Source organism: Pseudomonas sp. TWR1-1-4 (assembly GCF_049897165.1).
Lineage (GTDB): Bacteria > Pseudomonadota > Gammaproteobacteria > Pseudomonadales > Pseudomonadaceae > Aquipseudomonas > Aquipseudomonas canadensis.
Genome location: NZ_JAFCVS010000002.1, coordinates 311,666 through 324,524, shown reverse-complemented (window position 1 = coordinate 324,524; position 12,859 = coordinate 311,666). Strand labels below are relative to the sequence as shown.

Genomic DNA, 12,859 nt, shown 5'->3' with positions numbered 1-12,859 from the left:
ATGTCTTTCTCCTATAAGGTTCCCTGCCATGTGGCTGCTGGTTCTCGCGTACCTGGGCGGCGTGCTGACAATCGTCAGCCCGTGCATCCTGCCTGTTCTGCCTTTTGTCTTCGCTCGCACCGGGCAGCCGTTTTTGCGCAGTGGCTTGCCGCTGTTAGCGGGGATGGCGGTGACATTCGCCCTGGTGGCACCGCTCGCAGCGGTGGGCGGCGGCTGGGTGGTGCAAGTCAATCAATACGGTCGCTGGCTCGCGTTGCTGTGCGTTGCGCTGTTCGGCTTAACGCTATTGTTGCCGCAGCTGTCGGAACGCCTGACGCGTCCGTTGGTGGCCGCCGGCAGTCGTTTGTCGCAAGCCGCCGGGGCCGATGCCAGGCCGGGTCCGGGCGCATCGTTGCTGATCGGCGTCGCCACCGGGTTGCTGTGGGCACCGTGCGCCGGGCCGATCCTGGGGCTAGTGCTTACCGGCGCCGCGTTGCAGGGCGCCAGCATCGGCACTACCTTGCTCTTGCTGGCTTACGCCGCCGGGGCTGCCACCTCCCTCGGCGCAGGTGAATGGCTGCGCCGGGGCCTGGGCGCGTTGATGCTGGCCGGGGGCGCAATCCTCACCATCGAATTCCTCGACCCCAACGTGTCGGCGTATGCCTTCATCTTTGGTTAACCCGGAGTGCCTGCCATGAATGTATTCAAATACCTGCCCGCACTGGCCTTCGCCGCCTTCGTCGGCCAAAGCTCAGCCTTCTCCTTCGGCGCCTCCGACGATGCCGTTGTCATCGCGCCACCGGCCCTTGACCTGCCTGCAACCTCAGGCAACCTGCAAACCGCCGTGTTCGCCGGCGGCTGCTTCTGGGGCGTGCAGGGAGTATTCCAGCACGTGCAAGGGGTGAAAAATGCCGTCTCCGGCTACGACGGTGGGGCGGCGAGTACCGCGCAATATGAAGCCGTCAGTGAAGGCGATACCGGCCACGCCGAGTCCGTGTCCGTCACCTACGACCCGAGTAAAGTCAGCTACGGCAAACTGCTGCAGATCTACTTCTCGGTCGCCCACGACCCCACCGAACTCAACCGCCAGGGGCCGGACACCGGCACCCAATACCGATCTGCAATCTTCGCGCAGAACGCCGAGCAGCAAAACGTCGCCCAGGCCTACATCGCACAACTGGATGAGGCCAACGCTTTCGGCAAACCCATCGTCACTAAAATCGAGATGGGCAAGGTGTTCTACCCGGCGGAGTCCTACCATCAGGACTTTCTCACCGAAAACCCGTCTTACCCCTACATCGTGATCAACGACCTGCCGAAAGTGGCGCAACTGAAAAAGCTGTTTCCGGCGCAATACAGCGCCGAGCCGGTGCTGGTGAAAAACCAGTAATCAGCCTTTGGCTTTGGCCAGGTAAGGCGCCAGGCGTCGGCCCATTTCCTCACCCAGGGCTTGCAGCCCGCTCAACGGGCGGATCATCACTTCAAACTCGATGATCTGCCCGTGTTCGTTGAAGCGGATCAGGTCGATGCCCTTGAGCTGCTTGTCGCCCACGCGCGCGCTGAATTCCAGCACCACACTCAGGCCATCGCCGGTGGCGAGTTCACGGTGATAGGTGAAGTCTTCGAAGACGTTGATCACCGTATTGAGGATCATCGACACCACCGGCGCGCCAGGGTAGGGCGTATGAGCCATAGGCGAGCGGAAGACGGCGTCGGGCGCCAACAGTTCGGGCAGGGCCTTGAGGTCACGATTGGCTAACATCGCGTGCCAGCGTTGCAGGGTGTGTGCAGCCGCAGGGTTGAGCGTGAGTTCGGACATGTTCTGTACCTGTTCTTATGGTGGGAAGGCATTTCACCTGCCCAACATAAGAGCGGTATCCAAATAGGGTCAATCACCCTAACTTACAGATAAGTGACCTAAACGCACTTAGACCACCTCCAGGTACGAGCTGTGAATCGCCCGCGCCAGCTCGCGCACGGTGTCGATAAAGTCCGTTAGACGGGCGTGCAATCCCTCCTCAAGAATCTCATCGATCCCGGTGTACCTCAGCCGCGCCTCGAACTCCGCCGCCAGGCGCTGTGCCGTGCGCCCATAGCTGCCGGGAAGGTCTGCCAGGATATGGCTCAGTTCTTCGATGCAGGCATGCAACGAACGCGGCACATCACTGCGCAACAGCAGCAACTCGGACACGGAGCGGGCATTCAGCGCGTTTGGGTACAACTCGGTATACGCCTCGAATGAGGACAAAGCGCGGAGCAGGGCGCTCCACTGGTAATAACCGCGTGCCGACAAGTCGCTGACTTCTTCCGACTCCTCGCCAAACATTTCGTAGCGCGCATCCAGCAAGCGCAAGGTGTTGTCGGCGCGCTCGACAAAGGTACCCAGGCGGATAAACCGATAGGCGTCATTGCGCATGATCGTCCCCGACGTCGCTCCCCGGAACAGGTGCGAGCGCTGCTTGACCCAATCACAGAAGTGGCTGATGCCATGCCGCGCCAGGCCGCCGGCGGCGATGCTGCGCATTTCGAGCCACGTGGCGTTGAGGTTTTCCCACATATCGGCGGTGATGCGCCCGCGTACCGCATGGGCATTGCCGCGAGCGGCACGCAGGCAGTTGTAGATGCTCGCGGGGTTCTCTTCGTCGAGGGCGAAAAAGTGCAGCATGCGCTCGGCGTCCAGCTGTTTATGACGTTCCAGGTAGCTGTCCAGGGTGCCGCTGCTGAGCAACGACATCGCCAGTTCATCCAACCCGTCACTGCGCCCGGCCTGGGGCATCAACGACAGGGAATAACTGACTTCGAGCATGCGCGCCAGGTTCTCGGCGCGTTCCAGGTAACGGGACATCCAGTACAGATCTGCGGCGGTTCTACTCAACATACTCAGCCCTCCACCACCCAGGTGTCCTTGGTTCCGCCGCCTTGCGACGAGTTGACGATCAACGAGCCTTCCTTCAGCGCCACGCGGGTGAGGCCGCCGGGGACCAGGCGGGTTTCCTTGCCCGAGAGCACAAAGGGCCGCAGGTCGATATGCCGTGGGGCGATGCCGTTTTCGACAAAGGTGGGGCAGGTGGACAGGCTCAGGGTCGGCTGGGCGATGTAGGCGTGGGGCCTGGCCTTGATGCGTTGGCGGAAATCCTCGATCTCGGCTGCGCTGGAGGCCGGGCCGACCAGCATGCCGTAGCCGCCGGAGCCCTGGGTTTCCTTGACCACCAGTTCCGCCAGGTTGGCCAGCACGTGGGACAGTTCATCCGGCTTGCGGCACTGGAAAGTCGGTACGTTCTGTAACACCGGTTCTTCATCCAGGTAGAAACGGATCATTTCCGGCACATAGGGGTAGATCGATTTGTCGTCGGCCACGCCGGTGCCAATGGCGTTGGCCAGCACCACATTGCCGGCGCAATAGGCGGCGACCAGGCCGGGAACGCCGAGCATCGACTCAGGGTTGAAGGCCTTGGGGTCGAGGAAGGCGTCGTCGATACGCCGGTAGATCACATCTACCGGCTTGGGGCCGTCGGTGGTGCGCATGAACACCTTGAGGTCCTGCACGAACAGGTCCGCGCCCTCTACCAACTCAACGCCCATTTCACGGGCCAGAAACGCATGTTCAAAGAACGCGCTGTTGAAGCGGCCTGGCGTCAGCACCACCACGTTAGGGTTGTCCAGGCGGCTTGAGCTTTTCAGGGTCTTGAGCAGCAGGTTGGGGTAGTGGTCCACCGGCGCGATACGTTGCTTGGCGAACACCTCGGGGAAGAGGCGCATCATCATCTTGCGGTCTTCGAGCATATAGCTCACGCCGCTGGGGGTGCGCAGGTTGTCTTCAAGCACGTAGTAGGTGCCGTCACCGTCGCGCACCAGGTCCACGCCGGAAATGTGCGAATAGATGTCGCGGTGCAGGTCCAGGCCGACCATGGCTTTCTGGTAACCCTCGTTGCCCAGCACCTGGTCCGCTGGAATGATCCCGGCCTTGATGATGCGCTGGTCGTGGTAGATGTCGGCGAGGAACATGTTCAGCGCGTTGACGCGCTGGATACAGCCGCGTTCGATTACGCTCCATTCGCTGGCGGGGATGCTGCGCGGGATGATGTCGAAGGGGATCAGGCGCTCGGTGTCTTGCTCGTCGCCATACAAGGTGAAGGTGATCCCGGCGCGATGGAACAGTAAATCGGCTTCACGGCGACGTTGGGCCAGCAGTTCCGGCGGCGTGTTGGCCAGCCAGCGGGAAAAATCCTGGTAATGCGCACGGCATACGCCGTTTGCGTCATTCATTTCATCAAAGAAAGATCGAGCCATTCCAGTACCTTGTCAGTGCCGAGGGGAACAGGGGTGGCACTGCCGTTTCAAAAAACGCATTTTTTATGAGCCCGTGGCGGTGGGTGCCAATGGACCTGGTCCTTACTTTCTTATGGGGTCGGCTCTGGGTCGGGGGGTAACCAATGCTCCTGTATCCGGGCAGATGAATGGATAAAGCAATGCTTGTGCCGGAAACCCTATTCAAGCTGTCGAGCTGAGAGGCTTTTGTAGTGAGCGGGCTTGCCCCGCGCTGGAGTGCGCAGCGCTCCCGCTTATTTTGGGGCCGCTGCGCAGCCCAGCGCGGGGCAAGCCCGCTCACCACAGAAGCCCGCTCACCACAGAAGCCCGCTCACCACAAAAGCCAGGCCACCACAAAAGCCAGATCACCCCCAAAAGCCAGTCCAGCACTGAACCCCGCTCAACACAGTGCACTCCATGCTCCGACTTGGTGCATGAACCAACTTGAACTTCACCCGCCCCCGATTCTTCTAACGGGACACGAACCCGCATGGAGCACCGCCGTGCCCAGAATCATCTCACCGCAAACCCCGGAATCGAGCCTGCCCGATCACAGCGAGCACAACGCCAAGATCTTCGGCTCGCCCAAAGACCGCCTCGACTTTTACCGGCGCGAAATCCAGTACGAAACCACCATCCTTGCCAACCGTACCGACGCCTACCTCACCGCGCAGTCGTTCCTGGTGATCGCCTTTGTGTCGGGCATGGGCAACCTCAACCCCGAGTGGGGCAAGTTGTTCACCGTGGTGGTGCCGATTTTCCTCGCTGTGTTGGGCATCCTCAGCTCCCTCAACGCATGGCCTGGGATCCGTGCGGCGTATGACATCATCGATCACTGGCACTTCAAGCAAAGCGAGCTATTGCGCAGCGAGCCGGTGATGGGCATGGCGTACGACGAGTCGCCGCTGTTTTCCGAAATGGAGTCGTCGCACAAGGGTTATCGCAAGTCGTTGCTGTTTTCCATGCGCGCGCCCTGGTTATTCATGGTGTTCTGGGTGCTGCTCGCTGCGTACGCGTTTTACATCCAGGTCGACAACCCCGGGTCCTAAGCCGATGGAACTTCATCACCCTGGGCATGACCTTAACTCTACCCAGGCGACATTTTCCGAGAGGTAAGCCATGAGCACAGACAAACAACCCGCCACCGGTGCCGATGCGCCCAAAGACCCGGTGCCAGCAAAAGATCCCAAGGCCAAGGAAAACGACTACAGTCCAGACTTCAAGCCCAAGCCTGAGCCCAAGCCTGAAACCGATGCCGATATCGACACCCAAGGCGGTTAGAGGAGACGGTCATGTCCAAAGAACTTGATGAAGAACTCAACGACCCCGGTAATGAAGACCCCGGGTCATTGATGGACGATGCAGAAGTGCCGCTCAACGATCTGGATGAAGCGGCGGATGTGGGTAACACCGAGCGTCAAGACTGAGTATTCACCCGGGCACGTCGTTCATACCACACCAGCATAGGCTGGGTACTCAGGCCATGAACGACGATGCTCAGGGCGATCACCGACAAGGTCAGGTTCACCGCCACGGCGCTGCTGGTGCCAATCAGTCCGTGATTGAGCGCGTAAAACAGGTAGTAAATGCTGCCGATCCCGCGAATGCCGAACCATCCCATCAGGCTGCGCTGCTGACGATCAATCAGGCGTCCCCACGGCATCGCCAGCACACTGATCGGCCGAATCACGCAAAACAACAGCGCCGCCATCGGCAATGCGCGCCAATCCCAGTGGCTTATCAGCACGATCCCCAGTACCGTCACCAGGAACACCTCCATCGAGCGTTCCACCAGGCTGCCGAATGACAGCATGTCGCCCATCATGACGCCGGCGGCGATCTGGGTGTCCTTCAGTTCGCTCACATCCCCTTGCAACGCGCGGTCTGGCTCGATTTCCAAATGGCCCACCACCGGCAACGCCAGATGCTCCGACGGCGTTTTTGAGTTTCCGGTGGAGCGGAATTCCGCCTGGCGCAAACCAAGCCCGGCCGCAAACACGGACAGAAAGCCATAACCGCCCACTGCCTCGGCGACCACGTAGGCCAGCGCAATCAGAGCGAGGGTCAGGTAGTCATTGGGCGAGAGCGTGCTGTCACTGTTGGTGATGCGCAGCCACAACGTCGCGCGGCCGATGCCCCGGCCCATCCAGTAGCCGATCAACAACCCGGCCGGCACCGCCCACAACAAGTTCTTCAATACCCAACCGCCTAGCCAATCGCCGTCAAACCCGCCGTGTTGCATGAACAGCAGGGCAAAAATCACAAAGGGAAAGGCGGTGCCATCGTTCAAGCCCGCTTCGCCGGACAATCCGAAGCGCAGCGGGTCGTAATCCTGAGCGTTATTGACCTGCACCAGGCCTGCCAGCACCGGATCCGTTGGCGCCAGTATCGCGCCCACCAGCAGCGACACGCCCCACGACAGCGTAAACAGGTAATGCAGCGCGAGGCTGATCCCCAGGATGGTCAGCAGCATCACCGGCCCGGCCATGCCAAACGCGATGCGCCAGGTACGGTGCTTGAGCGGCAAGCGCAGTTTCAAGCCGCTGACAAACAGCGAAAACAGCACGGCGACTTCCGTGAGGTGCTCCATCCAGCGTGCGGAGTGCTGGATGTCCAGGTGCAGCAGGTCTACGCCAAGGGGGCCAATTCCCACGCCCAGCAGTAGGCACACCGCCGAGGTCGTGACCGGCATCCAGCGCAGAAAGGAAGAGGTGAGGGCGAGCGTGAGCAACACGGCGCCCAGTACGGCCATCCACAAAATAAAAGTCATCGAACGTGTACCGGGCCGTGGTCTGTTCAGCTTGGAGGACTGCGGCGCGTCACCGGTTCAATGTGATTGGATCAATTGCGAACCGATGGTCTTCAGGCGAATCATGTCCATCAATTGCCGCAACCCCGGCTGTGACTGGCGCCGGCTGGGGTAATACATGCACAACGGCTCGCCCATGCAGGCCCAGTCCGGCATGACTTCCAGCAGGCGCCCCTCCTTGAGTTCCTGCTCCACGCGGTTGGACAGGCAGTAGGCAATCCCCACCCCTTGCAACGCGGCATTGACGATTGTTTCAGTGTCGGCCGCGCTGAAGTGGCCGGGCACGTCGATGCGTTGTTGCCGTGCGCCGTTGCCCAATTCCCATTTGTAGGTGGTCTTGTCCCCCAGGTACATGCGGATGCAACTGTGTTGCAGCAGGTCTTTGGGCTCCTGCGGCGTTCCGCTTCGAGCAAGATAGGCGGGGGAGGCGACCATGATCCAGCGCAGTTCGCCGGTCAGCGGCACGGCGACCATGTCTTGGGGCACGGTGGCACCGTAGCGGATACCCGCGTCGTAACCTTCAGCGATGATATCGATCATCTGGTCCTGCACGATCAGGTCCAGGCGCAGTTGCGGGTAGGCAGCGCAAAAATCCCCAAGAATCGGCGCCAACAGCAAGACCGCCGCGTCCCGTGGCACATTCAGGCGCAGCCGGCCGATCGGTGCCTCGCGGTACAGCTCCAGGGTGTCGAGGCCGTCCTTGATGGTGGCAAACCCCTGAATGAGTTTTTCCGCCAGTAGCGTGCCGGCATCGGTGGGTTCCACCGCGCGGCTGGTGCGGTAGAGCAGCTTCACGCCCAGGCGGGTTTCCAGGTTGCGCATGGTGTGGCTCAACGCCGAGGTGGTCACGCCCAGTTCATGGGCGGCGTGGCGGAAGCTGCGGCGGCGGATGATCGCCATGAACACGTTGAGATCAGCCAATTCGGAACGGTTGAAAGCAGCCATTTCAAGTCTCTTGCGCAGGAATTCGGCTGCATGCGGCGTTGAGCCCGATTCAACCGTGGATGACTTAGAGTAATTGTTTTTCTAAGCATTATTGCGCGCCATGGGATTTTTTTATGCACGTTGAGACCATCAGAATTGCCGGCATCGACCAAGCGGTCTCGCGGATTGCCCTCGGCACCTGGTCCATGGGCGGGCACCTGTGGGGTGGGGCGGACAATGAACAAGCCATCCGCACCCTGCGCCATGCCCTGGCAATCGGTATCAACCTGATCGACACCGCGCCGGTGTACGGCTTTGGCCTGTCCGAAGAGCTGATCGGCAAAGCCCTGCGTGGCGTGCGCCACAGCGCGGTGATCGCGACCAAGGCCGGGCTGCAATGGGACACCGGCACTTCCCGGCGCAACGCCACGGCCCAGCGCATCCGCAAGGAAGTCGAAGACTCCCTGGTACGCCTGCAAACTGACTACATCGACCTTTACCAGATCCACTGGCCCGACCCGCTGGTGGCCCAGGAAGAAACCGCCGATGAGCTGGAACGCCTGCGCCGCGAAGGCAAGATCCTCGCGGTCGGCGTGAGTAACTATTCCTCCGCGCAGATGGACGATTTCAGCCAGTACACCGCACTCGCCACGGTGCAGCCGCCCTATAACCTGTTCGAACGGGCCATCGACAGCGACATACTGCCTTACGCCAAGCAGCATTCCCTGGTGGTTTTGGCTTACGGTCCGCTGTGCCGGGGGTTGCTCAGCGGCAGCATGCACTCGGCGACGGGCTTTACCGGCGATGATGTGCGCACGCTCGACCCCAAGTTCAAGGCGCCGCGTTTCGAGCAATACCTGGCCGCCGTGGCCGCGCTGGATATGTATGCCCGCGAATGCCACGGCAAATCGGTACTGGCCCTGGCCCTGCGCTGGGTGCTCGACCAAGGCCCGACCATCGCCCTGTGGGGCGCACGGCGGCCGGAGCAGTTGAAGGGCTACGAAGAAGCCTTCGGCTGGCACCTCACGCCCGAAGACCTGACGCATATCGACCGTATCCTGGCCAGCACGATAAAAGATCCGATCGGCCCGGAATTTATGGCCCCGCCCAAGCGTTAACGACCTCTTTGAACCATAAACGACACGGCCGCAAACTTACCCATTGAACGACTGTTCAGTTTGAACTATGTTGACCGCATCCACCCGTTTCCACCCGACGGGTTCGCGCTGTTTCTTCTTGAACAAGAGGCTCTGGCATGCGGTTTTCCCCCTTCGTCGAACGAATTGCAGGGCAGGGCGTAGCTGCCTGGGACATCCACCACGCCGCGTTCCAGGCGGCCAGCCAGGGCGAAGACATCATCATCCTCAGCGTTGGCGATCCGGATTTCGCCACGCCATCCTTCATTACCGACGCCGCGGTGAGTGCCTTGCGCGACGGTGACACCCACTACACCGAAATCCCCGGTCGCCCGGCATTGCGCGATGCAATAGCTGCACGCTACAGCCAGACGCTGGGCCGTCCACTGACTGCCGAAAACGTCATCACCGTGGCCGGTGCCCAGAACGCCTTGTTCGTGACCTCCCTGTGTCTGCTTCAGGCCGGCGATGAAGTGCTGGTGCTCGACCCGATGTACGTCACCTACGAAGCCACACTCAAGGCCAGCGGTGCGACACTGGTCCGTGTGCCCTGTTCGCCGGAATCCGGCTTTCGCCTCGACGCCCAGTTGCTCGGCGCAGCCATCACACCGCGTACGCGGGCGATTTTCTTCTCCAACCCGAACAACCCCACCGGCGTGGTACTCAACCCGCATGAGCTGCAAGCCATTGCCGACCTGGCGATTGCCCACGACCTGTGGGTGGTGGTCGATGAGGTCTATGAAAGCCTGGTGTTCGACGGCGAATACCACAGCCTCGCAGCGCTGCCGGGCATGGCCGAGCGATGCGTGGTGATTGGCAGTCTGTCCAAGTCCCATGCCATGACCGGCTGGCGCATCGGCTGGCTCATCGCCACGCCGCAAATGGTCGCGCATGCGGAAACCCTGGTGCTTAGCATGCTCTACGGGTTGCCGGGCTTCGTGATGGAAGCCGCCACCGCTGCCGTGCTGGCCCATGACGAGGTGACCCAGGGCATGCGCGAAATTTATCGGCGCCGGCGCGACCTGGTGGTGTCGGGGCTGAGTGGGTGCCCTGGCATCCAGGTGCAGGCACCGCAAGCCGGGATGTTTGTGCTGGTGGATGTGCGCGGCACCGGCCTGGGCTCCCTCGACTTTGCCTGGCGCCTGTTCCGTGAAGCCGGGGTTTCGGTACTCGACGCCGCCGCGTTTGGCGAGCCGGCCCAGGGTTTCGTGCGCTTGTCGTTCACCCTGGGAGAAGAGCGCCTGCGTGAAGCCTGCCAACGCATCGTGCGGTTTGTCGCCAAGCTGGCCGGTGAACCGCGTACCGCGGCGGCGCCCAGGATCGAAGTGGTGCAGCCGGCCGCAGCCAAAAAGATGATCGAGGTCATCGACCTGCACAAGCGCTTCGGCAATATCGAAGTGCTCAAGGGCATTTCCCTCACGGCCCACGAGGGCGATGTGATCTCGCTGATCGGCGCCAGCGGCTCGGGAAAAAGCACCTTGCTGCGCTGCATCAACATGCTCGAAGTGCCGGACCAGGGCAGCATTCATGTGGACGGCGAAAGCATCAAGCTCAACTACGGCCGGCCCGGCGCGCCTCTGGTGGCGGACGCCAAACAGCTGGTACGCATCCGTTCGACCCTGGGCATGGTGTTCCAGAACTTCAACCTGTGGCCACATCGCACGGTCCTGGAAAACCTTATTGAAGCCCCCACCCAGGTCCTGCGCGAAAGCCGCACCGAAGCCATCGAACGCGCCGAAGCCTTGCTCGACCGCGTCGGCCTGGCCGCCAAGCGCGACGAATACCCGGCGTTCCTGTCCGGCGGCCAGCAACAGCGGGTGGCGATTGCCCGAGCGCTGGCCATGCGTCCCAAAGTCATGTTGTTCGACGAGCCCACCTCGGCCCTTGATCCGGAACTGGTGGGTGAAGTGCTGCGGGTGATCCGCTCCCTGGCCGAGGAAGGCCGCACCATGATCCTGGTCACCCATGAAATGGCGTTCGCCCGGGATGTGTCGTCGAAAGTGGCGTTTCTGCACCAAGGCATGATCGAAGAAACCGGCTCGCCGGATGCGGTGTTTATCGACCCACGCAGTGAACGTTGCCGACAGTTCGTCAACGCGCATCAAACTCGCTAACTCCATAAAAAGACGGGGCAAAATCATGAAATCCAAGCGTATGGCAACGTGGTTGAGCAGTGCAGTGTTGGTGTTGACCGCGGGTTTCACCTGGGCGGCGGAAAAGCCCATCGTGTTTGCGGTGGCCGCAGAACCCTATCCGCCATTCACCGTTAAAGGTGGCAACGGCCAATGGTCCGGCTTTGAAGTGGACTTGATCCACAAACTCTGCGAAGGCATGAAAGCCGAGTGCCAGATCAAGGAAGTGGCGTGGGACGGCATCATTCCTTCTTTGCTGGCGAAGAAGATCGACGTGATTTTCTCGTCGATGTCGGTGACCGATGAGCGCGAAAAACAGATCGCCTTCAGCCGTGCCTATTACGATTCCCTGTTAGGCGTCGCCGGGCCGAAAGGCAGCGAAGTCGAGATTTCCCCGGCGGGCCTCAAGGGCAAGTTGATCGGCGTGCAGATCTCCACGGTCAGCGCCAACTACTTGAAGAAGTACTACGAAAACATCGCTGACCTGAAGTACTACGACACCCAGGAATCGGCCAACGCCGACCTGATCGCCGGGCGTATCGACTACATGATGGCCGACGACACCGCCATCGCGATGATGGTCAAGACCCCGGAAGCCAGCGGCCTGGCGCATATCGCCAGCGTGCCTTACGACCCGATCATCGGCCGTGGCGTCGGCGCCGGCCTGCGCAAGGAAGACACTGCGCTCAAGGCCCGGCTGGATAAAGCCATTGGTGAATTGCTGGTGAGCAAGGACTACGACGACCTGTCGCAGCACTATTTCGGCCTGTCGGTCAGCCCGTGCAAGCGCGGTGACACCCCGGCGTTTGTCAGCAAGACCTGTGACAGCCCGTATCAACACGTCGCCCAGAAGACCGAATAATGCTCGACCTCTTAAGCTTCGGTGAACAAGGGTGGGGCAATGCGTTGCTCAAAGGGTTATGGATGACCCTGCAAATCTCCGCCGGTTCGTTTGCGGTGGGTTTGTTGATCGGCCTGGTGGTGGCCTGCGCCAAGCTCAGTGCGCCACGCCCGATTGCGCTGCTGATGCGCGGCTACACCACGGTGTTTCGTGCGGTGCCGGAGCTGCTGCTGATCCTGCTGCTGTATTACGCCGGTTCCATGGGCCTCAATGCGCTGATGTTGTGGATGGGCTTCGAGCAGATGAACATCAGCGGCCCGCTGGTGGCGATCCTGGTGTTGGGCCTGGTGCAGGGCGCTTACGCTTCGGAGATTTTTCGCGCGGCAATCCTGGCAATTCCCCACGGCCAGATCGAAGCGGCACGGGCATTTGGCTTGAGCGGGTTTGGCCTGTTCCGCCGGGTGACCTTGCCGATCATGGCGCCATTCGCCCTGGCCGGTATGTCCAACCTGTGGATCAACCTGATCAAGGACAGCGCCTTGATCAGCGTGGTCGGCACCAACGAGTTGTTGTACACCGCCAAGCAGGCGGCGGGCTCGACCCGTCAGTATTTGCTGTTCTACCTCACGGCCGCCGCCTTGTATTACCTGGTGACGCTGGCTTCCAACTACCTGTCCGGGCGCCTGGAGCGACGTATCCGTCGCTGGATGCCGGTTGTCGAGTGAGCGAC

At 61.2% G+C, this 12,859-nt stretch carries 13 protein-coding genes and 1 pseudogene; 9 read left to right on the top strand and 5 right to left on the bottom strand.

Annotated elements, in window-relative coordinates; all coding sequences use genetic code 11:
• Positions 1 to 28: 28 nt before the first annotated feature.
• Together ACP7C6_RS06245 and msrA are read left to right on the top strand one after the other, a co-directional pair.
• Positions 29 to 610 (top strand): annotated as a pseudogene (locus ACP7C6_RS06245) (cytochrome c biogenesis CcdA family protein); the annotation flags it as partial.
• A 63-nt stretch (positions 611 to 673) separates the two neighbouring features.
• Positions 674 to 1,369, top strand: a complete 696-nt coding sequence (gene msrA / locus ACP7C6_RS06240) for a peptide-methionine (S)-S-oxide reductase MsrA (RefSeq protein ID WP_028616115.1) — start codon at positions 674 to 676, stop codon at positions 1,367 to 1,369.
• Here msrA and ACP7C6_RS06235 read toward each other — a convergent pair whose 3' ends face one another.
• The 3 genes from ACP7C6_RS06235 to ACP7C6_RS06225 form a co-directional block, all read right to left on the bottom strand.
• On the bottom strand, positions 1,370 to 1,798 hold the full coding sequence (locus ACP7C6_RS06235; protein ID WP_068933196.1) for a nuclear transport factor 2 family protein: 429 nt from the start codon (positions 1,796 to 1,798) through the stop codon (positions 1,370 to 1,372).
• A gap of 108 nt (positions 1,799 to 1,906) precedes the next feature.
• Positions 1,907 to 2,857 (bottom strand): alpha-E domain-containing protein, encoded by a 951-nt coding sequence (locus ACP7C6_RS06230; protein WP_426108427.1) that lies wholly within the window; start codon positions 2,855 to 2,857, stop codon positions 1,907 to 1,909.
• 2 nt (positions 2,858 to 2,859) lie between these two features.
• Positions 2,860 to 4,269: a circularly permuted type 2 ATP-grasp protein gene (locus tag ACP7C6_RS06225; protein WP_068933194.1), complete on the bottom strand. Its 1,410-nt coding sequence runs from the start codon at positions 4,267 to 4,269 to the stop codon at positions 2,860 to 2,862.
• A 521-nt stretch (positions 4,270 to 4,790) separates the two neighbouring features.
• Here ACP7C6_RS06225 and ACP7C6_RS06220 point away from each other — a divergent pair.
• The 3 genes from ACP7C6_RS06220 to ACP7C6_RS06210 all read left to right on the top strand — a co-directional run bounded on the left by ACP7C6_RS06220 (position 4,791) and on the right by ACP7C6_RS06210 (position 5,714).
• The gene (locus tag ACP7C6_RS06220; protein WP_028616118.1) at positions 4,791 to 5,336 is read left to right on the top strand and encodes a hypothetical protein; all 546 of its coding nucleotides are present in this window, start codon (positions 4,791 to 4,793) and stop codon (positions 5,334 to 5,336) included.
• Positions 5,337 to 5,406: 70 nt separating this feature from the next.
• The gene (locus ACP7C6_RS06215) at positions 5,407 to 5,568 is read left to right on the top strand and encodes a hypothetical protein (RefSeq protein WP_010210501.1); all 162 of its coding nucleotides are present in this window, start codon (positions 5,407 to 5,409) and stop codon (positions 5,566 to 5,568) included.
• Between the two features lie 11 nt (positions 5,569 to 5,579).
• A complete protein-coding gene (locus tag ACP7C6_RS06210; RefSeq protein WP_256581760.1) occupies positions 5,580 to 5,714 on the top strand; it encodes a hypothetical protein in 135 nt (44 codons plus the stop codon).
• Here ACP7C6_RS06210 and ACP7C6_RS06205 read toward each other — a convergent pair.
• The gene (locus tag ACP7C6_RS06205; RefSeq protein ID WP_028616119.1) at positions 5,705 to 7,057 is read right to left on the bottom strand and encodes a cation:proton antiporter; all 1,353 of its coding nucleotides are present in this window, start codon (positions 7,055 to 7,057) and stop codon (positions 5,705 to 5,707) included. The genes ACP7C6_RS06210 and ACP7C6_RS06205 overlap by 10 nt on opposite strands.
• Before the next feature lie 57 nt (positions 7,058 to 7,114).
• Complete coding sequence (locus ACP7C6_RS06200) at positions 7,115 to 8,041, bottom strand: LysR family transcriptional regulator (RefSeq protein WP_028616120.1); 927 nt, start codon at positions 8,039 to 8,041, stop codon at positions 7,115 to 7,117.
• A 113-nt stretch (positions 8,042 to 8,154) separates the two neighbouring features.
• On the opposite strand from ACP7C6_RS06200, the gene ACP7C6_RS06195 reads away from it, so the two are divergent.
• From ACP7C6_RS06195 to ACP7C6_RS06180, 4 genes are all read left to right on the top strand, one after another.
• On the top strand, positions 8,155 to 9,138 hold the full coding sequence (locus tag ACP7C6_RS06195; protein ID WP_426108426.1) for an aldo/keto reductase: 984 nt from the start codon (positions 8,155 to 8,157) through the stop codon (positions 9,136 to 9,138).
• Positions 9,139 to 9,275: 137 nt separating this feature from the next.
• On the top strand, positions 9,276 to 11,270 hold the full coding sequence (locus tag ACP7C6_RS06190; RefSeq protein WP_028616122.1) for an aminotransferase class I/II-fold pyridoxal phosphate-dependent enzyme: 1,995 nt from the start codon (positions 9,276 to 9,278) through the stop codon (positions 11,268 to 11,270).
• Between the two features lie 25 nt (positions 11,271 to 11,295).
• Positions 11,296 to 12,150, top strand: coding sequence for a transporter substrate-binding domain-containing protein (locus tag ACP7C6_RS06185; RefSeq protein WP_028616123.1), 855 nt, complete (start codon positions 11,296 to 11,298; stop codon positions 12,148 to 12,150).
• Positions 12,150 to 12,854: an ABC transporter permease gene (locus ACP7C6_RS06180; protein ID WP_028616124.1), complete on the top strand. Its 705-nt coding sequence runs from the start codon at positions 12,150 to 12,152 to the stop codon at positions 12,852 to 12,854. The genes ACP7C6_RS06185 and ACP7C6_RS06180 overlap by 1 nt, the downstream gene beginning before the upstream one ends.
• Positions 12,855 to 12,859 lie beyond the last annotated feature (5 nt).